Origin of the sequence: Suttonella indologenes, from assembly GCF_900460215.1 — a bacterium.
GTDB classification, from domain to species: domain Bacteria; phylum Pseudomonadota; class Gammaproteobacteria; order Cardiobacteriales; family Cardiobacteriaceae; genus Suttonella; species Suttonella indologenes.
In genome coordinates this window covers 1,168,640-1,189,800 of record NZ_UHIA01000004.1, presented here as the reverse complement: position 1 = coordinate 1,189,800, position 21,161 = coordinate 1,168,640, and the positions used below count along the sequence as shown (strand labels likewise).

At 48.0% G+C, this 21,161-nt stretch carries 16 protein-coding genes and 1 pseudogene; 11 read left to right on the top strand and 6 right to left on the bottom strand.

Going from position 1 to position 21,161, the window contains the following annotated elements:
- Positions 1-305: 305 nt before the first annotated feature.
- The 3 genes from purN to hisN are packed head-to-tail and all read right to left on the bottom strand — an operon-like array spanning position 306 to position 2,404.
- The gene (gene purN / locus DYC63_RS09865; RefSeq protein ID WP_115219066.1) at positions 306-875 is read right to left on the bottom strand and encodes a phosphoribosylglycinamide formyltransferase; all 570 of its coding nucleotides are present in this window, start codon (positions 873-875) and stop codon (positions 306-308) included.
- Positions 872-1,624, bottom strand: coding sequence for an SDR family NAD(P)-dependent oxidoreductase (locus DYC63_RS09860; protein ID WP_115219065.1), 753 nt, complete (start codon positions 1,622-1,624; stop codon positions 872-874). Before DYC63_RS09860 ends, purN begins: the two co-directional genes overlap by 4 nt.
- Before the next feature lie 9 nt (positions 1,625-1,633).
- A complete protein-coding gene (hisN, locus tag DYC63_RS09855) occupies positions 1,634-2,404 on the bottom strand; it encodes a histidinol-phosphatase (protein ID WP_115219510.1) in 771 nt (256 codons plus the stop codon).
- A gap of 1 nt (position 2,405) precedes the next feature.
- Here hisN and waaC point away from each other — a divergent pair, with 1 nt between their 5' ends.
- From waaC to DYC63_RS09800, 11 genes and pseudogenes are all read left to right on the top strand, one after another.
- Complete coding sequence (gene waaC / locus DYC63_RS09850) at positions 2,406-3,443, top strand: lipopolysaccharide heptosyltransferase I (RefSeq protein ID WP_172459491.1); 1,038 nt, start codon at positions 2,406-2,408, stop codon at positions 3,441-3,443.
- Positions 3,440-3,781, top strand: coding sequence for a DUF423 domain-containing protein (locus tag DYC63_RS09845; protein WP_172459490.1), 342 nt, complete (start codon positions 3,440-3,442; stop codon positions 3,779-3,781). The genes waaC and DYC63_RS09845 overlap by 4 nt, the downstream gene beginning before the upstream one ends.
- Positions 3,778-4,470, top strand: a complete 693-nt coding sequence (locus DYC63_RS09840; protein WP_115219062.1) for an NAD-dependent deacylase — start codon at positions 3,778-3,780, stop codon at positions 4,468-4,470. The genes DYC63_RS09845 and DYC63_RS09840 overlap by 4 nt, the downstream gene beginning before the upstream one ends.
- A 38-nt stretch (positions 4,471-4,508) precedes the next feature.
- Positions 4,509-6,656, top strand: a complete 2,148-nt coding sequence (locus tag DYC63_RS09835; protein WP_115219061.1) for a carboxy terminal-processing peptidase — start codon at positions 4,509-4,511, stop codon at positions 6,654-6,656.
- A 17-nt stretch (positions 6,657-6,673) separates the two neighbouring features.
- Entirely contained in the window at positions 6,674-8,659 is a 1,986-nt protein-coding gene (gene tkt / locus DYC63_RS09830) for a transketolase (RefSeq protein WP_115219060.1), read from the top strand.
- A 54-nt stretch (positions 8,660-8,713) separates the two neighbouring features.
- Positions 8,714-9,874 (top strand): phosphoglycerate kinase, encoded by a 1,161-nt coding sequence (locus DYC63_RS09825; RefSeq protein ID WP_115219059.1) that lies wholly within the window; start codon positions 8,714-8,716, stop codon positions 9,872-9,874.
- 456 nt (positions 9,875-10,330) lie between these two features.
- On the top strand, positions 10,331-10,978 hold the full coding sequence (locus DYC63_RS09820; RefSeq protein ID WP_115219058.1) for a hypothetical protein: 648 nt from the start codon (positions 10,331-10,333) through the stop codon (positions 10,976-10,978).
- Positions 10,975-11,430: a hypothetical protein gene (locus DYC63_RS09815; protein WP_115219057.1), complete on the top strand. Its 456-nt coding sequence runs from the start codon at positions 10,975-10,977 to the stop codon at positions 11,428-11,430. The genes DYC63_RS09820 and DYC63_RS09815 overlap by 4 nt, the downstream gene beginning before the upstream one ends.
- Positions 11,426-11,707 (top strand): annotated as a pseudogene (locus DYC63_RS09810) (hypothetical protein); the annotation flags it as partial. The gene DYC63_RS09815 and the pseudogene DYC63_RS09810, both read left to right, overlap by 5 nt.
- A 495-nt stretch (positions 11,708-12,202) precedes the next feature.
- Positions 12,203-12,577, top strand: a complete 375-nt coding sequence (locus tag DYC63_RS12710; protein ID WP_172459489.1) for a hypothetical protein — start codon at positions 12,203-12,205, stop codon at positions 12,575-12,577.
- Positions 12,578-13,032: 455 nt separating this feature from the next.
- Positions 13,033-16,902 carry a calcium-binding protein gene (locus DYC63_RS09800; RefSeq protein WP_115219054.1) on the top strand — a complete coding sequence of 1,290 codons (3,870 nt, stop codon included), beginning with the start codon at positions 13,033-13,035 and terminating at the stop codon, positions 16,900-16,902.
- 66 nt (positions 16,903-16,968) lie between these two features.
- On the opposite strand, the gene DYC63_RS13225 is transcribed toward DYC63_RS09800, so the two are convergent.
- From DYC63_RS13225 to DYC63_RS09790, 3 genes are all read right to left on the bottom strand, one after another.
- The gene (locus DYC63_RS13225; protein ID WP_245888133.1) at positions 16,969-17,163 is read right to left on the bottom strand and encodes a hypothetical protein; all 195 of its coding nucleotides are present in this window, start codon (positions 17,161-17,163) and stop codon (positions 16,969-16,971) included.
- A gap of 122 nt (positions 17,164-17,285) precedes the next feature.
- A complete protein-coding gene (locus DYC63_RS09795) occupies positions 17,286-19,763 on the bottom strand; it encodes a molybdopterin guanine dinucleotide-containing S/N-oxide reductase (RefSeq protein ID WP_115219053.1) in 2,478 nt (825 codons plus the stop codon).
- Positions 19,756-20,919: a NapC/NirT family cytochrome c gene (locus DYC63_RS09790; RefSeq protein ID WP_115219052.1), complete on the bottom strand. Its 1,164-nt coding sequence runs from the start codon at positions 20,917-20,919 to the stop codon at positions 19,756-19,758. The genes DYC63_RS09795 and DYC63_RS09790 overlap by 8 nt, the downstream gene beginning before the upstream one ends.
- Positions 20,920-21,161: the final 242 nt, after the last annotated feature.

Here is a 21,161-nt window from a genome sequence, read left to right as displayed (position 1 = left end):
CAAAGCTAACTTTAATTTCTTAGATTCATATTGAATGCGTGTTTTATAGTCGGAGAAGTGAAAAAGTAGTACAAGGCGAGCCAACACCGTAATACTTTTTCAATTCTTCGACTATAGCAGAAACGGGAAGCGGATGCCGTAAAGCTTTACGGTTAAAAAAGAAAAATACAAAGCCCTCTAATATTTTAGTGGGCTTGGAAATTTGGCGTGCCTGTAACCCACCAATTTGTATCACTTTTTTAGTTCTTCAACCATAAAAAGCTTTCTAATTCGCCTCTTGCTCCTGCGCGTAAATCCGCATAGCTTTAATTAAGCACGCTATTGATGGCGGATACCAGCAATTCATGCTCTAGGGGCGCGATGCGCGCTTGCAGGCTTTCTGGGCTGTCGTCCGGCAAGACGGGGCAGCGGCTTTGCGCGATGATTTCGCCGGTATCAATGCCCGTATCGACATAATGCACGCTGCAGCCGCTTTCTGTTTCCCCCGCTGCGATAACGGCGCGGTGCACATGCATGCCGTACATGCCCGCACCGCCGAATTTCGGCAGCAGTGAAGGATGCAGATTGATAATTTTACGCGGAAATTTGGCAATGATGCTTTCCGGCATGATGCTTAAAAAGCCGGCTAGGACGACGAGGTCGCTGTGCGGCGCAATGGCGGCATCAAGGGCTTGGGCAAAGGCGGCGGCACCGAGTTTGCGGTCAATCATGGTAAAGGGAATGTCGGCGGCAAAGGCATGGGCTTTGCCGGTGCAGTCGCGGTCGGCGATGACTTGGCTGATGCTGATTTGTTTCAGCCTTTGCTGCCCGATGGCTTGGATAATGGCGGCGAGATTGCTGCCGCCGCCCGAGATAAGGACGCTGATGTGTTTCATGTTTCGCTTTTATAAACTTTTAAGCCGGCAAAGCTCTGCGCGGTGGGCATAACTTCCAAGCGGTTGATATTGATATGCGGCGGCAGTTCGGCGCACCAGATGATGATGTCCGCCATTTCTTCGGGACTGATGTTTTGCACGCCTTGATAAACGCTGTCGGCGCGCGCTTGGTCGCCATGAAAACGGACGGCGGAAAATTCGGTGCCGCTAATCAGTCCCGGTTCGATATTGCTGACGCGCACCGCCGTGCCGTATAAATCGGCGCGCAGATTCAGGCTGAATTGTTTGACGAAGGCTTTGCTGGCGCCGTAAACATTGCTGCCGGGGTAGGCGTAATTGGCGGCGGTGGAGCTGAGGTTGATGATGTGTCCGCGATTGTTTTTGACCATGCGCGGCAAGATGAGATTGGTCATTGCCGCCAGTCCGCGGATGTTGGTGTCGATCATTTGCAGCCAGTCGTCCAGTTGCGCTTCCTGTGCCATGTCCAGCCCGAGCGCCAAGCCGGCATTATTAATCAGCACGTCGATGTCTTGCCATGCTGCGGGCAGGCTGTGAATCGCCGCCTGCATGGCGGTGATGTCTTGAATATCGAAATGCAGCGGATAGAGCGCGTCGCCGAGTTCCGTCTGCAGGGCTTGCAGACGTTCGGCGCGGCGCGCGCAGGCGATGACGCGGTGTCCGCGCCGCACAAGTTCGATGCTGAGTGCGCGTCCGAATCCGGCGCTGGCTCCGGTAACGAGTACGAGCATATTGCCTCCTTAGTTGAGTAAAGCCATGGCTTGGCGGTGTAATTCAGGGGTGGCGGCGGCAAGAATTTCGCCGTTACTGCGCGTGGTCAGCGGTTGTCCCTGCCAGTCGCTGATGATGCCGCCCGCTTCTTCGATGATGCGAATCAGGGGCAGGAAGTCGTGTATTTTCATACCCGCTTCAACGACTAAATCGATCCAACCTGCCGCCAGCATGGCATAGGCGTAGCCGTCGCCGGTGTAGCGTTGTTGGCGGACTTGTCGCACCACTTGCTGATGGCGTTCGTATTGGCGCACGTCAAACATGCCGGGGTCGGTGCTGTAAGCCAAGGCTTGGCTGATTTCGCGGCATTGACTGACGCGGATGCTTTGTCCGTTAAGCCGGCTGCCTTCTCCGGCGGCAAGAAAGCGTTCGTCTAACATCGGCATGTCGATGATGCTTAAGACAGGTTTATCGTGGTAGAGCAGTGCAATCAGGGTGCAGTAAATCGGAAAGCCGCTGATGAAGCTGCGCGTGCCGTCGATGGGGTCGATAATCCAGCGATAGGGTGAGGCGCTGGTTTGTGCGCCGTATTCTTCGCCGATGATGCCGTGCTCGGGGTAATGTTGATTAATCAGGGCACGCAAGGCGGCTTCGGTTTCCTGATCGGCAACGGTAACGGGGCTGGCATCATTTTTATCAATAATGCTTAGGGCTTGGCGGAAATATTGCCGCGTAATGCCGCGCGCGCGGTCGGCTAATTGTTCGGCAAAGCTGAGAAGTTCTTTATCTAGTGGTAACATAGTGGCAAATTTTTATAAATGGATTGGTAATTTGGCACAAAATATTTTGTTGGTCAAACTTTCTTCTCTCGGCGATGTGGTGCACAGTTTTGCCGCCGTCAGCGATATGACGGCGCAGGTGGATGCGCGGATTACATGGGCGGTGGAAGAGGCTTTTGCGCCTTTGGCTGCTATGCATCCTGCGGTGGATAGAGTGGTGGCGGTGCCGATGCGGCGTTTGCGCAAACACAGCCGTCTATGGTGGCGCAGCGCCGAATGGCGGCAAGTGATTGCGGCATTGCGTGCGCAGGAATATGCGGCGGTCATTGATGCGCAGGGATTGATTAAAAGCGCGGTCTTGGCGTATTTGGCAAGCCCTGCACCGCATTGCGGCTATGATTGGCAGAGTGCGCGCGAGGGCTGGGCAAGCCTGTTTTATCAGCATAAAGCGCAGGTACCGCGCCTTCAGCATGCGGTGCTGCGTACGCGGCAATTGTGCGCCTCCGCTTTGGCTTACGCATTGCCGCCGACGGAAGATTTTGCCCTGCCGCAATGGCAGGAGCGGCAGAGTCGCGATTTGGTCTTTTTGCACGGTACGACTTGGGCAAGCAAATTATTGCCCGAAAGCACATGGCTGGAATTGATTCTCTTGGCGCAGCAGGCGGGCTATCGGGTGCGTTTGTTATGGGGCAATGCCGAAGAAGAAGCGCGCGCGCAGCGTCTGGCTGCCGCCTCGCAGGCGGAAGTGATAACAAAAATGCCTTTGCCCAAGATTGCACAGCTCTTGCGCGAGAGTGCGGCGGTCTTGTCGGTCGATACGGGCTTGGGGCATTTGGCTGCGGCGCAGGGCGTGCCTGTTTTAGGGCTTTTTGCCGCGACGGATGCCGCTTTAAGCGGTATGCGCGGCGCACGGGCGGAGAATTTGTCGCGCTCCCGTCCTTGCATGAAAAAAGATTGCCGCCGACACGGCGCGGCGACGGCGAATGCCTGTATGGCGGCATGGTCGGCAGCGGAGATTTGGACGGCTTTTCAAGACACAATTCAGAGGGTATCTTTATGAAAACTTGGCAGATAGTGGGTATTTCAGGCGCTTTGCTATGGCTTATCATCGGCGCGGCGACAGGGCATTACACGATGCCGCCGCAAGAGGCGGTGTGGATGGAAAAGGCACAGCGTTATCATATTGTGCATGCTTTGGCTTTATTGTGGCTGAGCGGACAAAGTCCCGCGCGCGCTAAAGTGGCGATGCTGTGGAGCTTCGGCGCGCTGCTGTTTTCAGGTTCTTTATATTTGATGGTGCTGACGGGTTTGCCGCTGCGCTATGTGGTGCCTGTGGGCGGTGTGTCGATGCTGCTGGGCTGGATATTATTGCTGTGGCAGGTGTTGAGGGAAAAATGAAGTCTATTTTTATCTTAACGGGCGCGGGGATTTCGGCGGAATCGGGGATTAAGACTTTCCGCGCCGCCGACGGCTTATGGGAAGATCATCGCGTGGAAGACGTCGCCACTCCCGAGGCTTTTATCGCCAATCCGGATTTGGTGCATCGTTTTTATAATGCGCGGCGTGCGCAATTGAAAACGGTCGAACCCAATGCCGCGCATCAGGCTTTGGCGAGATTGCAGCGCGATTATAAGCAAGGTACGGTAACGATTGTGACGCAGAATGTCGATGATTTGCATGAGCGCGCCGGCGCGGATGTGATTCATATGCACGGCGAGTTGAGAAAATTGCGCTGTACGCATTGCCGCACGGCATTCGAATGGACGGAAGATGCGCATAAGGAAATGTCTTGTCCGCATTGCGAACGCAGCGGCGATCTGCGTCCCGATATCGTCTGGTTCGGCGAAATACCTTATCACATGGAGACGATTAGACAGGCCTTGACGCAGGCGGCGATCTTTGTCGCCATCGGCACTTCGGGTGCGGTCTATCCCGCAGCGGGTTTTGTGCAAGAAGCGATTTTCAACGGCATAGAGACGCTGGAAATTAATTTAGAAAAAACACAAAGCTCGAGCCTATTTCATCGCAGCAGCTTCGGCAAAGCCACACAGAGCGTTAGCGATTGGGTGCAAGCGGTGCTAGAATAATTTGTTTTTTTGACCACTGTTCAGCATTAAGGAATGTCATGAAGTTTTCTTTCTCGCCGGCCGCCGCGCTGCTATGTTTGGCGCTGAGTTTTACCGGCTGCGCCCAAGCCGCCGATACTCACGAAGCGGCTTTTTCCAAGCCTGAAGCATTAATCATCACAGACGTACAAAAACGCGCTTTCCAATTAGGCAGCAATTTATTAAGCAAACAGCATTACCGCGGCAATTCTTTGCGCCAAATCAGCGCCGGCGTGTTTGACAATTATTTGGATACTTTAGATTTCAACCGCATTTATTTCTTAAAAAGCGATATTGAAGAGCTTTCCGTACATCGCAGCACCTTGGCGCAAACGGTGCGCAAGGCGGATTTGAGTCCGGCGGTGCAGATTTTCGAGCGTTACCGCGAACGCGCCAGCGCGCTCAATGCGTGGATTTTGCAACGCTTAAACCAGCCTTTTGATTTGGACGGCACGGCAACGGTGCATATTCCCAACAATCTGCGCCTAGGCAGCAGCCATTTGCCGTGGCGCGAAACGCTGGAAGAAGTGCATGCCTATCAAGAAGCGCGTTTGACCGATACCTTAATCCGCCTGCGCATGGGCGGACGCAGTCAGGAAGAAGCGATAAAAAAATTAATCAGCCGCTATGAAATGCAGCAGAAAAGCCTCAATCAAATGACGGTTGAAGATGTTTTCGATATGTATATGAACAATATCGCGCTGCGCTTCGACCCGCATTCTTCTTATCTTTCGCCGCGCAGCACGGAAGATTTCGACATCAATATGAGTCTGTCGTTGGAGGGCATCGGCGCGACCTTGAGCTATGAAGACGGCAAAATCACCGTTCGCGAATTGGTCGCCGGCGGCCCTGCCTTTAAAAGCGGCAAATTGCGCATCAATGACCGCATTATCGGCGTTGCCCAAGACAAGGACGGCGAAATGCAGCCGGTCATCGGTATGCGTTTGGACAAAGCCGTGCGCCTGATTCGCGGCAAAAAAGGCACGATTGTCCGCCTTCTAATCGAGCCTGCCAGTCCCAATATGCCTGAAACCGAAATTGCGCTTGAACGCGATACCATCAAGCTGGAAGACCAAGCCGCGCAGGGCTATGTGGAAAGCGTGGAAGCCAACGGCCTTACGCGCAAAATCGGCGTCATCCGTCTGCCTTCTTTCTATATGGATTTTGAAGGCGCGCGCAAAGGCAAAGAAAATTACCGCAGCACCAGTAATGATTTAAGCAACATTATCAAAAACATGAAAGCACAGCAAATCGACGGCATGATTCTCGATTTGCGCGGCAACGGCGGCGGTTCTTTATATGAAGCGGTGCGCACCGTCGGCTTGTTTATCGACGAAGGTCCGGTGGTCATGGTCAGCGATGTCGAAAACAGCGCCGAAACGCAGCACGACAGCGACAAAGGCGCTTTATACGAAGGACCTTTGGCGGTTATGGTGGATCACGGCTCCGCCTCCGCTTCCGAAATTTTCGCCGCCGCGATTCAGGATTACCGCCGCGGTATTGTGGTCGGTAGCAATTCTTTCGGCAAAGGCACGGTGCAAACCGTGATTGCTTTGAATCGTTTTGTCAGCAGCAAAGTGCCGCCTTTGGGCGAGATGAAAATCACCATCGCCATGTTCCACCGCATCACCGGCGAAAGCACGCAACATAAAGGCGTGGTACCCGATATCGCCCTGCCCACAAGCGCGGATATTGAAAAAGTCGGCGAACGCAGTCTGCCTTACGCTCTGCCGCTGAAATCGATTAAAGCCGCAGATTATCAAAGCAGTGATGAAGTCACACCTGAAACCGTCTCGGCATTGCAACGGCAGCACGAGCAAAGAATGCACAGCAAGCCCGCTCTGCTGCGCTATCAGGAATATATCAATCGCGAAATTGCCGAAAAAGAACGTAATGAATGGTCGCTGAATTTGGCGCAACGCGAGCAGCAGTATCAAGATTGGAAAAGCTATGTGGAAAATTATGCCGGCATACAGACGCAGGAAATGCCCGCTTTGCAGTCCGATCAAAAACGCCGCAAAGACATCGAAAAACGCAATGCCGTGATTGACAGCGAAGCGGATAAGGAATATTTCGTGCCTGATGCAGGCTTATTTGAAACGCTCTATATTTTGTTTGACTTTATCGAACATGCCCATGGTGGGCAGGTCTTGGATAAAGCCGCTTAATCTCAAAAGGAGAGACTATGAATGCACATCAGCTAATGGCGAATTCTATTCGCGCCCTCAGCATGGACGCGGTACAAAAAGCCAATTCAGGGCATCCGGGCGCGCCAATGGGTATGGCAGATATGGCGGCTGTTTTATGGCAGCGTCATTTGCGCGTTAACCCCGCCAATCCGCATTGGGATAACCGCGACCGCTTTATTCTCTCGAACGGACACGCCTCCGCTTTGCAATATGCTTTGCTGCATTTAACAGGCTTTGACGTCAGCCTTGATGATTTGAAAAACTTCCGCCAAATGCATAGCAAAACCGCGGGACACCCCGAAGTGCACGAAACTCCGGGCGTGGAAACCACCACCGGTCCATTGGGACAAGGCATTGCCAATGCCGTCGGCTTTGCGTTGGCAGAAGCGCATTTGGCAGCGCGTTTTAACCGCGGCGAACATAAGATTGTTGACCATTACACCTACTGCTTCTTAGGCGACGGCTGCCTGATGGAAGGCGTATCGCATGAAGCCTGCTCTTTCGCCGGCACTTTGGGACTGGGCAAACTGATTGTGCTTTATGATGCCAACGGCATCTCCATCGACGGCGAAATCGATCCCTGGTACAGCGAAGACGTGGCAAAACGCTTTGCCGCCTACGGCTGGCAAGTGGTTGAAGCCATTGACGGACACAATGAGCAAGCCATTCATCAAGCCATTGAATCTGCAAAAGCCGACACCACTCGCCCCAGCATCATCATCTGTCGCACCACCATCGGCTTCGGTTCGCCGAATCTGGCGGGCTCGGAAAAAACCCACGGCGCGCCATTAGGCAATGAAGAAATTGCCGCAAGCAAAGCCGCTCTAGGCTTGCCGGCAGAAGCCTTCAGCCTGCCCGAAGGCGCATTGGAAGCCGCCGATTTACGTGCCAAAGGTCGTCAATGGCAGGAAGCATGGGAAGCACAATTTGCCGCCTATGAAAAAGCCGAACCGGAATTGGCGGCAGAATACCGCCGCGTCATGAAAGGCGAACTGCCGGCAGATTTCGCTCAATACATGCAAAATGCCCTGCAAGCGGCGCAAGACAAAGGCGAAAAAGTCGCCACTCGCAAAGCCTCCGAATTGGCACTGAACGTATTGGCGGAAAAACTGCCCGAACTGGTCGGCGGTTCTGCGGATTTAAGCGGCTCGAACCTGACCTTCAGCAAATCCAGCAAATCCATTCTGCCGCAGCAATTCGGCGGCAACTATCTGCACTACGGCGTGCGCGAATTTGCCATGGCGGCGATTATGAACGGCATGGCATTGCACGGCGGCATCCGTCCTTATGGCGGCACCTTCCTCGTCTTCTCAGACTATATGCGCAACGGCATGCGGATGTCCGCCCTGATGAAATTGCCGGTCTCTTATGTACTGACCCATGATTCCATCGGCTTAGGCGAAGACGGACCGACCCATCAACCCGTCGAACATGTCTCTTCCCTGCGCCTCATCCCGAACCTGAACGTCTGGCGCCCCTGCGATACCGTCGAAACATTGGCCGCTTGGCAAAGCGCCATCAATCCCGAAACCCCGAGCGCTTTAGCCTTATCGCGCCAAGGGTTGCCCGTCATGGCACGCGATGGCGCACAAATTGCTAATATTGCCCGCGGCGGCTATGTGCTGAAAGAAGCGGCAAATGCAAAATTAAGCCTGATTGCCACCGGCTCGGAAGTCGAACTGGCATGCAAAGCCGCAGAAGCACTTGAGAAAGAAGGGATTGCCGCCCGCATCATCTCTATGCCTTGCTTGGATATCTTCTTGCAGCAAGATGCGGCATACCGCGAACAAGTCCTGCCGAAAGGCAGCGCGAAACTCGCTATTGAAGCAGGCTCAAGCCTATTATGGCAAGGCATTGTCGGCGATAAAGGCGCAGTCGTGGGTATGGACGGTTTCGGTGCTTCCGCACCTGCCGAGCAATTATTCCCATACTTTGGCTTTAGTGTTGAAAACGTCGTTAATACGGCGAAAACATTATTGTAAGTATCGAGCCGGCTTTGCTGGCTCTTTTTTGTGTAACGTAAATGAGGAAAGAAAATGCGTAATTTAGTGGATGTAGATGTCAAAAATAAACGTGTCTTAATGCGTTTGGATTTAAACGTACCGGTAAAAGATGGCAAAGTTAGCAGCGATGCGCGTATCACCGCCGCCCTGCCGACCATTGAACTGGCCTTAAAACAAGGCGCAGCCGTCATGATTATGGCGCATTTGGGTCGTCCGACCGAAGGCGAATATGCAGAAGAATTTTCATTAAAACCCGTTGCCGAACATCTGGGCAAATTACTGGGCAAAGAAGTGCCGCTGATTAAAGATTATCTGGAAAACGCACCGCAAGTGAACAGCGGCGAAGTCGTTATGCTGGAAAACGTACGCTTTAACAAAGGCGAGAAGAAAAACGACGCCGCTTTGGCGGAAAAATACGCCGCACTGTGCGATGTATTTGTCAGCGACGGTTTCGGTGTCGTACACCGCGCACAAGCCTCCACCGTCGGCGTTGCGGAAAAAGCCGCCCTTGCCTGCGCAGGACTCTTAGTGCAAAAAGAAGTGGAAACCTTGGAAAGCATCTTGAAAAATCCTGCCAAACCGATGATGGCAATTGTCGGCGGTTCAAAAGTATCCACTAAATTATTAGTCCTGAAAACCCTATTGGAAAAAGTGGACACCCTTATCCCCGGCGGCGGCATTGCTAACACCTTCCTAGCCGCCAAAGGCTACAACGTCGGCAGCTCGCTCTATGAGCCCGATTTATTGGAAGAAGCCCGCCAAATGCTGGAAAGTGCGCAAAAACGCGGTGTAAACATTCCTCTGCCGGTCGATGTGGTTGTCGGCGATGAATTTTCCGAAAATGCCAAAGTGCAAACCAAATCCATTAAAGACGTGGCGGAAAACGAAATGATCTTAGACATCGGACCGGAAACCGCCGCCAACTACGCACGCATGATTGCCGAAATGAAAACCATCGTTTGGAACGGCCCTGTCGGCGTATTTGAAATGAAACCCTTTGCCGGCGGCACCGAGGCCCTCTGCGAAGCCATTGCCAAGACCCAAGCCTTTACCTTTGCCGGCGGCGGCGACACCCTATCCGCCATCGCCCAATTCGGCATAGAAGACAAAGTGGACTACGTCTCAACCGGCGGCGGTTCCATGCTGGAATACTTAGAAGGCAAAGCCTTACCGGGCGTGGAAATTTTGAAATAATCTTCCTCATCCTTTCAAAAAAGCGGCGCAAGCCGCTTTTTTGCTAAAGACAAGACAAAGGCGGATTGCTCCGCCCTATGATTAGCCGCTTTAGCGATGAAGTAGAACTCAGTGCCGCTTAAAAATAAACGAACAATAAAAGCGGTATTGGGGAGGAAATTTATCGTAAATATAGTCGATTCATGACAAAGTTGCACACCTAAAAAATATCAAGCTTTACTATTGTGCGGGCTAACATATAAAAACTGTGTTTTTATTTGAGCTGAATTGACTATATATGAAGCTTTTTGCTTCAAACACTATGGGACAAAGCGGTTATTTTTTTTATAACTCTGTATATAAAATTGATTTTAAAATCATTTTTTATTATTGACTTATCGTAATCTCAAGCATAAGATAATGCCAATCTACTATCACCTACTGTTGAGAGCGAGTCTTAGAAAATGAGAGGAAGAGATGGGATTAATTAAACGTAGAGAACCGCCGTTTCAAACGGTTGAAGAAGCAAATGAGTTTATTAAAAAATATGGTGCAAATATTTTTACACACATTGTAATCAAATATCAGCAGAGTTTATGCATGACTTATATGCGATATATGGCGGTATTTTTTCCTATTTATATAGGTTTATCTTCAATTGTGCTGCTTTTTAATTATAAAGAAATAAATTATATAACTGGAAAAATATTAGAATTTTTCTATATTCCTGTAAAGGAACCATATGGTTGGAATGTAAGTCTTATTCTAAGTGCCGTAATGCATATACTTGCTTTATCCCTAGCGATAAGAACACATGATTTTTCTTTGTTAAGAAAAGTTACAAAACTTAGAATATCATTTAAGTATATTGTTAGAAATATCATGCTTTTTTTATGTATGTTAGCCTCTATTTTTGCTACTTATTACCTTACATTAACAAAACAAGCAGAAACTTGTACGCTATTAACAGCTTGTTTTTTGTATTCTGATAATATGTTTTTACATAGTAGTTTTACTTTGTATGTTATATTTTTTTTAGTTATTATTTTCGCCTATTCAATTCTATATGGATGTAGATTTGGAGAAGATTTTGATTTGGTTGATACTGAGGGTATGTTAAAATGAGTGATACATCGAATGTTCAAAATAATTATTTGCAGAATTTTTGGAATTCTGTCTTATTCTTTTCCTCACTTTCTAAAAATGAAAGTACTGGGAAGTATAATGGTTTAGGGAATCTTGCAGGAATAACTAGTGCTACTCTTGGTTTTATATCTGCCTCTTCCTCAAAAGAGGCGATAAAATCTTATTATGGGCCTAACTCAAATAAAACCTTAAATAATCTTATTGATGATGCTAAAGGAGCCCAAATTTCTAATAGGAGCGACTATAAATATCGACAGTTTTCAGCCAAGCTTTGGGAGGCTGCGGGTAAAGCTAATCATCCCATTCATTTGCAAATTCAGCAAGCAATTGGAGAGCTTGATGCAAAATATAATTTTAACAACAAAGTTTTGGATTCAGCTAATAATGCAAAAATGCTTGGCACTTTGGGAGGCTTGCTGAGGCAAAATTGATGCCCAAGATGCCGTGTTTGAACAGCTAAAAGTTTGGCGTGATTTAAACCAAGATGGGGTGAGCCAAGAGGGAGAACTTTTCACGCTGGAACAATTAGGCATTCAATCGCTAGATTTGAATCATCAAGCGGTCAATCAAAGACAGGGTAATGGCAATACCGTAGCACGCTTAGGCAGCTATACCACCACAGACGGCAGCACACACAAAATGGGCGATTTACTCTTTGATAATAACGCCATGATTAGCCGCTTTAGCGATGAAGTGAAACTCAGCGCCGCTTAAAAATAAACGAACAAAGCGGTATTGGGGAGGAGATTTATCGTAAATATATGAAGCTTTTTGCTTCAAACACTATGGGACAAAGCGGTTAGTTTTTATAATTCTGTATATAAATTTGATTTTGAAATCATTTTTTATTATTGACTTATCGTAATCTCAAACATAAGATAATGCCAATCTACTATCACCTACTATTGAGAGCGAGTCTTAGAAAATGAGAGGAAAAGATGGGATTAATTAAACGTAGAGAACCACCATTAAAGTTTATTTGGGGGTTGAATGTCTAGAATAGTATTTTTGAACAAAAATATGTTATTAATATTTTTAATTACATCCATTTTGTTTGCTCTAATTTACTATTGGATTTTAGGATTTTCATTTTATTTGATACTAATCTTAATAAATTTATTTTTATATCCTTTGTTGTTTGTTAAGCAGTCTTATTTAAAAATATCATCTTGGTTTTTATTAGGAATGCAGTTTTTCTTTTTTATGAATCATCCTACTATTGATTTTGATAATATAGAAAGTACTGAAAATATAAATATTGGTTATTCAAAAAGTTTTTTGACGCAAGAGTTTCTAACGCCACATTTTATAATAAGATGTTTCAATATTCGTTGTAATTTTTTTTATGTGACTGTACATTATAAAGCAAAAAAAGAGTATAAGAAAATATTATTCTCCTCTTCTGTTTTAAATGATAAAATAATAGAAGAAGATTATTTTAAACAAGAGTTGTATAGTATAAAGAGTAAGTTTTTTAGATATAAATTCATATATTTTGTGGTATTTATTCATGCATTTTTACTAATATTTCTTAATTCGTTTTATATTAGAGGAGAGAAAAAATGGCAACACCATTAACTGTTGTTTCAAAAACATTTACTTTGATTAAAAATGGGTTTTCTGGTGAAGATATTCTTAACACATTTACAAATGAAATTTTGAATATGAATCAGGAAGAAATTTTATATACAACAGGCTCAACTATTCAAATGGTTGAGAATATAGGTGATTTGCTTGGGTATGGCTCAATGGAATCTAACACTATGTCTGCAGTAATAACTTCAGGAATGGTATATAATCAGATCATTACTCTCAAGGATTCTATAGTTTATAAAGATGAAATAGATTTGCATAAATTAAATAATTTATTGGGTGATTTATTTATTATAGCAGGTGATTCTTTTACGGCAAATGGAATTAAAGGTGGGGTAATTCTGTCTGCAGCAGGTCTTTATATAAAAGAATATGGAGATGCTACGTATGGAAATGAGCCTGCAATAGTTGCAGCTAGTGAGTTCTTCAATAAGGAAAATATGCTTGGATTTATTGGAGATAGATTTGAAGCATGGTCAAAATTTGTATATAAAATTCTTCCTGATGCAATAAATCCGTGGTTAGATATTGAAGATGCTATTGAATATATAAATCTCAACCGCTCAGGTGAATACCATATTGTCGATCCGCTGACCTTAGATTTAGACGGAGATGGAATTGAAACGGTTAAAATAGACGGCTTAAACAGCATCTTATTTGACCATGATGCCGATGGGATTCGTACCGCGACAGGTTGGGTAAAAGCCGATGATGGCTTATTAGTATTAGACAGTAATGGTGATGGCAAGATTGATACTGGTCGGGAATTATTTGGCGATAATCGCTTGCTAAAAGATGGCAGCTTAGCGCCGACAGGATTTGCCGCCTTAGCAGAACATGATGATAATGGCGATGGCAAAATTGATGCCCAAGATGCCGTGTTTGAACAGCTAAAAGTTTGGCGCGATCTAAACCAAGATGGAGTGAGCCAAGCGGAAGAACTTTTCACGCTTGAGCAATTAGGCATTCAATCGCTAGATTTGAATCATCAAGCGGTCAATCAAAGACAGGGTAATGGCAATACCGTAGCACGCTTAGGCAGCTATACCACCACAGACGGCAGCACACACAAAATGGGCGATTTACTCTTTGATAATAACGCCATGATTAGCCGCTTTAGCGATGAAGTGGAACTCAGTGCCGCGCAAAAAGACAGTGTGAATCTACGCGGCATGGGAAGACTCCGCGATTTGCAACAAGCCGCGGCAAAATCTTCTGCTCTAGCGGATGTGATTCAAGACTATAGCGCTGCTCAAACCAAACAAGAACAACTCGCCCTGCGGGATAAATTAATCTTAGAATGGGCGAATACCGATATTAATCCAATGTACGCTTTTCATTTGGATAGAGTTTCTATACAAACCGCCTCAAGCGGTGTAGGACTTACTCCTGGACAACTAAAAAATGTATTCTTGGGTCCTGAACTTGCTAAAATTAATGGTGAATTTCATCAACTCAAAGACAAAATCCGCATTTTAGACAGCTTTACAGGACAACGCTCCAGCCTGATTGCTTATACCAACCTTGAAGATGCCAAACGCATTCTAAACGTTATTAAAGACAGCTACGACAAACTGGCGGAACAACTTTACGCAGGACTGCTCTTCCAAACCCGCTTAAAACCCTACACCGACCACATTAGCCTGAGCTTTAAAGACGACAAACTTGCATTAGACTTTAGCCAAACCGCAGCCGTATTTAACCAAATCCATACCAAAGACCCACAAAAAGCCTTTGTGGATTTAGGTGAATTTTTATATTACAGCGATGCGATGAAAAAAACCGATACCTTCGCTAAACTTTCTAGCCTATTTATGGAGTATGCCCAAAGTTCTATTAGCAGCGGCAATTTTGAAACCGACCTCGCTATCTTAGGCAAAGAGAAATTTATCGCCTTAGGACACCATCTCGGCACAGAACAAGATGAAACCCTTAAAGGCACTGATCTCGCTAACCTCATTAGCGGTGGTGCAGGCAATGACAAACTCTACGGCAATGGTGGAGATGACCGCCTAATTGGTGGAGAAGGTAACGACCGCTTAGAAGGCGGCAAAGGCAATGATGTTTATGTATTCTCTAAAGGACATGGACAAGACAGCCTTTACGACCCATACAACGACAGCGGCGACCGCATTGTCTTCACCGATTTAAACTATGCAGATATGACCTTCCGCCAAGACGGTAGCCATTTAATCCTAGCAAGCGGTGAAAACGATTACGTCAAAATCGACTACTTCTTTAGTAGCCAACAATACAAAATAGAACATTTTGAATTTGCCGACAAAACAATCTCACTTGATGAGATGATGAAAAACGGCTTAATCCTGCATGGCACAGAACAAAATGAAACCATCCAACATTGGCAAGGCAAAATGATTGCCTATGCAGGCGCAGGAAATGACAGCTTAATTGGTGCCGATAAAGACGATGAACTACATGGCGAAGCTGGCAATGATAAATTGTATGGTAATGCTGGAGATGACCGCCTAATTGGTGGAGAAGGTAACGACCGCTTAGAAGGCGGCAAAGGCAATGATGTTTATGTATTCTCTAAAGGACATGGACAAGACAGCCTTTACGACCCATACAACGACAGCGGCGACCGCATTGTCTTCACCGATTTAAACTATGCAGATATGACCTTCCGCCAAGACGGTAGCCATTTAATCCTAGCAAGCGGTGAAAACGATTACGTCAAAATCGACTACTTCTTTAGTAGCCAACAATACAAAATAGAACATTTTGAATTTGCCGACAAAACAATCTCACTTGATGAGATGATGAAAAACGGCTTAATCCTGCATGGCACAGAACAAAATGAAACCATCCAACATTGGCAAGGCAAAATGATTGCCTATGCAGGCGCAGGAAATGACAGCTTAATTGGTGCCGATAAAGACGATGAACTACATGGCGAAGCTGGCAATGATAAATTGTATGGTAATGCTGGAGATGACCGCCTAATTGGTGGAGAAGGTAACGACCGCTTAGAAGGCGGCAAAGGCAATGATGTTTATGTATTCTCTAAAGGACATGGACAAGACAGCCTTTACGACCCATACAACGACAGCGGCGACCGCATTATCTTCACCGATTTAAACTATGCAGATATGACCTTCCGCCAAGACGGTAGCCATTTAATCCTAGCAAGCGGTGAAAACGATTACGTCAAAATCGACTACTTCTTTAGTAGCCAACAATACAAAATAGAACATTTTGAATTTGCCGACAAAACAATCTCACTTGATGAGATGATGGAAAACGGCTTAATCCTGCATGGCACAGAACAAAATGAAACCATCCAACATTGGCAAGGCAAAATGATTGCCTATGCAGACGCAGGAAATGACAGCTTAATTGGCGCTGATAAAGACGACGAACTGTATGGTGAAGAAGGTAATGACCGTTTAGTCGGCAATGGTGGAGATGACCGCCTAATTGGTGGAGAAGGTAACGACCGCTTAGAAGGCGGCAAAGGCAATGATGTTTATGTATTCTCTAAAGGACATGGACAAGACAGCCTTTACGACCCATACAACGACAGCGGCGACCGCATTGTCTTCACCGATTTAAACTATGCAGATATGACCTTCCGCCAAGACGGCAGCCATTTAATCCTCGCAAGCGGTGAAAACGATTACGTCAAAATCGACTACTTCTTTAGTAGCCAACAATACAAAATAGAACATTTTGAATTTGCCGACAAAACAATCTCACTTGATGAGATGATGAAAAACGGCTTAATCCTGCATGGCACAGAACAAAATGAAACCATCCAACATTGGCAAGGCAAAATGATTGCCTATGCAGGCGCAGGAAATGACGGCTTAATTGGCGCTGATAAAGACGACGAACTGTATGGTGAAGAAGGTAATGACCGTTTAGTCGGCAATGGTGGCAATGACCGCTTATATGGCGGAGAAGGCGAAGATTATTTATACGCAGGTGCTGGCAATGACATGTTAAGTGGTGGGCAAGGTGCTGACCGCTTACATGGCGGTGCTGGGGCAGATGTGTTTATCTTTGATAGTCTTGATACAGTAGATACGCTGGAAGATTTCAATGCGAAAGAAGACAGTATCGCTTTAGATAAATCACTATTCACCGCTTTGGGTGAAAACATTGAAGCGGCGGAATTCGCCTTTGGCAGCCAAGCAGAAAATGCTGAGCAGCGGCTGGTTTTTGATAGTAAAACAGGGGCTTTGCTTTATGATGCTGATGGTTCAGGCGAGGCAGCGGCGGTGCATATTGCTACCATACGCGGTTCGGCTTTAAATGCTTTAAGCCACGAGCAGTTTGCGCTGATTTAGGCGTTTAGCGGTAAAAAAAAGTGGCGGTTAATCCGCCGCTTTTTGTTTTTGAATTTGGGTGTTTTTCTATTGGTCAGGGTTGTCTTTGATAAATTGCATGACTTTTTCGACCATGTTTTTGGAGCCTGTGAAGATAGGACAGCGTTGGTGTAGGCTTTGTGGTTGGATGTCGAGGATGCGTTGTTTATCGTCTGTGCGAGATAGGTCTGATTTTTGAATCCAATGAAATCTTTTGTCTGTGTTGCAAGATATCGGATACAAGTATCCGATATACTGGCACCGTAATGCTTTTTCGCTCTCCAATTATTAAAGAAACAAATCTAGATATACCTACAATAAATAACGGCGGATTGCTCCGTCGTTATTTATTGTTTATGTGCCGCTTATGCTGCGCCTTTAGGCGGCGTGAAAGCGGTGAGTTCAGGGGCTTCGCCGCTGTATTTCTCAATATTGACGACGGCGGTTTGTCCCGTATTGCCTTGGGCGAGCGAGGAGGTGCCGCGGTCAATCGCCAAGACGTTGCCGCAGCCGTTTTTGCACAGGGCATTGTCGCTGCCATCTGCTGGGTCGTACCAAGCGCCTTCGTGCAGGGCAAGCACGCGTTTTGCCACGCGTTCGGTCACTACTGCGCCTGCCAGCACTTGTCCGCGTCCGTTATAGATGCGGACTAAATCGCCGTCGGCAATGTCGCGCGCTTGCGCGTCTTCAGGATGTATCCACACCGGTTCGCGGTTAGCAACCGCATATTGCTCGCGCAGGCTGGTTTGGTTGAGCTGCGAGTGCAGGCGGTAGTGGCTGTGCGGAGTGACCATGTGCAGGGGATATTCTTCGGGTGCATTGCCGAGATATTCCACCGGCGGCAGCCATGAGGCGTGTCCGCGGCAGTCTTCGTAATTCATAGCTTCAATCGTTTTCGAGAAGAGTTCGATTTTGCCTGAGGGCGTGCCGAGCGGATTTAAGACGGGGTCTTTGCGAAAATCGGCATAGCGCACCCATTCGACGCCGCGTTCGCTGATTGGGTTTTCATAGACTTTGTTCTCATCCCAGAATTGGCGGAAACGCGGCATGGGGATGTGTTGCTGACGTGCTGCGGCTTCCACTTGTCCGTAGAGATGCGCCAGCCAGCTCATTTCGCCGCGACCTTCGGTAAATTCCGCTTCCACGCCGAAACGACGCGAGAGTTCGGCAAAGACTTCGTAATCGTCTTTGGCTTCGCCTTGCGGTTCGACGACTTTTTTCATCGGCACGATGTGCATATTGGAGTAGTCGCCGGTCATGGTGAGGTCGTTGCGCTCGTAGCTGGTGGTGGCGGGCAGAACGATGTCGGCATGTTTGGCGGTCGCCGTCCAATAGGGTTCGGAGACGATGATGACTTCGGGTTTTTGCCAGCCTTTGCGCAGGCGGTTCAAGTCTTGATGATGATGGAAGGGGTTGCCGCCGCACCACCAAATCAGGCGGATATGCGGATAGGTGCGCGTTTGTCCGTTGTAGGGGTATTGCGCGCCGGGATTGTGCAGGGCGTCGGAGATGCGCGCCACAGGAAAGGAGAGTTCGGTGGCGGTCAAGAGCCAGTCTTTGTTATTGGCAGAGCTGCCGCTGCTGGGCGTGATGCCGATATTGGGCAATACACCGGCTTTACGCTCGGGCACGCCACCGTTGGAATAATGGTAAGACAATCCGAATCCGCCGCCGGGCAGTCCGATTTGTCCTAGGAAAGCGGCGAGCGTTACCAGCATCCAATGGGTTTGTTCGCCGTGATGCTGGCGCTGCATCGCCCAGCCCGCCATGAACATGGTGCGATTTTCGTGGAAGAGTTTCGCCAGTTCGCGAATTTTTTCGGCACTGACGCCGCAGATTTCCGCCGCCCATTCAGGGGTTTTGGCGATGCCGTCTTCTTTGCCTTGGATATAGTCGGCAACGATGTCGGCGCCGACGCAGTATTTTTCCAAGAAGGCTTTGTCATGCCAATCATTGGCCATCAATTCATGGCAGATGCCCAGCATCAGCGGCACATCGGTGGTGGGGTTGACCGGAATCCATTCGCAGGCATCGCCCAAAATTTCTGCGGTTTCGGATAGGGTAGGGTCGATGGCGATGACTTTAATGCCGCTTTCTTTGAGCTTGAGCAGATAGTCGCGTCCTTGGCAATCCGATGCCGACCACGCGATTTGCGAGCTGTTGGCGATATTGGCGCTCCAAATGACCACGACTTTGCTTTCGCGCAGCACCACTTCCCAGCTGGTGGGCTGTTCATAGACTTCGACCGTGCCCATGACATGCGGCATGATGACTTGCGCCGCACCGGTAGAATAGTCGCCCAGATGCCCGACATAGCCGCCGGAAAGGGTCATGAAGCGTTGTAAGAGGGTAAAGGCTTTATGTAATACGCCTGAGGAACGCCAGCCGTAAGAGCCGGCGAAGATGCCGTCGGCGCCGTAGGCTTCGCGGACGCGGCGTAATTGTTTTTCGATTAAATCATAGGCTTCTTTCCAAGAAATCGGCACGAATTCGTCGTCGCCGCGTTTGCCGTCCGGCTGGGTGACGTTGTCCAGATTATCCAAAAAGCCTTTGCGCACCATCGGTTGCTTGATGCGGACTTTATTATAAATTTGATCAGCGACCACGGTTTGTAGGGGGTTTTTCAATTTCGCCGGCACGGCGGGCCCTGATGAAGTGACTTTGCCGCTGCTATCGACATTGATGACCAAGGGACCCCAGTGGGCGGCAGTGATGATTTGCCCGTTTTTAGCCGCCTGCGCGAAGGCTTTTGCCGACATTGTCGGAGACAGTGCGCCTGCGCCCGCCAGCAAGCCGCTGTTGCGGATGAAGCTGCGACGGCTGGAAGAGTGTTGTTTAGTCATGGTTAGCTCCTGTGACATCTTTCGAGTGATTTTGAAGGTAGTAGGTTAAGACTAATTTGCCGTTTTCGTTAATGGAGGTACGGTTTGCCATGCCGTTAACAATCGCGGGCCATTGGTTGGCGTTGTAATGATGCGCAGGGATAACCGCATGGCAACCGCCACAATAAGCGTTATTCAGCTCATCGCCATAATCCCATAGGGCTTGCACATCGGAAAGCATATGTTCCGCGCTAATCCATGCGCTGAATTGAACGGGGCGCCAATTGGTATCGCTGGCTTCATGGTGTCGGAACTCACCCTGCACGCTAATGTTTTCCAGCATCGGGTCGTTGATGACCGCCGCAATGATGCGTTTACCGTGCTGCGCGTAAATGACTTGCTCCGCGCCTTCCTGCTGGAAGCCCTCAATTTGCACTTGGCGCATACCGCCTTCGCCGGCAAGCACTTTCAGCGCGGTGCTGGGGAAGATTCTCGCCGCAGCCTTTTGCTTGCCGCTGTCGGCATAGCCTTCGATTTCGGCGATAGGGAAGAGAGCGGCGGCATTGTCGGCGGTTTTTGCCGCCAGTTCGTGCAAATGTCCGGCAGCGCGGTCGGCGTCTTCGGTAAATTCAGGCGGAAAATGCGCGATACCGCGGTGGCAGCTGATACAGGTCATGTTTTCGCTTTCCATTCTCTGATGTTCGCGCTGCGCTTTTTCGGATTGCGCATAAATGTCCCAAACTTCCGCTTTATGGCAGCTGCGGCAGGTGGCGGAATTGTTTTTCTCCATTTCTGCCCAGACGCGTTTTGCCATCTCGCCGCGTTTTTCTTCAAAGGCAGCGGCATCGGGGATGGTGCCGCGCATCTCGGCAATCATATCTTTCAAGCCGGTGGTGATTTTGGTTTTCACATACACCCAGTCGTTATCGTGCGGGATATGGCAGTCCGCACAACCCGCCTGAATGCCTTTGACATTGGAAAAATGTTTGCTGCTTTGCCATTCTTTCAAGGGTTTTTCCATCGAGTGGCAGCTGACGCAGAATTCGGTCGTGCTGGTGGCGCGCAAAGACCAATGCGTGGCATACAGTCCGATGGCTCCGATGAGCAATGCGCAGAAAATGATAAGAAATAAACCTTTTTTCGTCATGAAAAGCATTACTTTTCTATTATTTGCCATGATTGCCTCCGTTTTTTTTGTGTTCGTAGTATAGACTTAATCCATAGATTTGCAAATAAGCATATAATTGAAATAAAAAGGATTAAAAAGGTTCTAATTAAAGCAACTATAAGAAAATAATGTAAAAATAGAGAAAGTTGTTTTGGAAAAATTTAAAAATAATCTCAATTTTCAATAATTTTTTAACAAATCGCGTCAATTTTCGGTTGAAACAATCAAAAATCATCTTAAAAGCTGAAAAA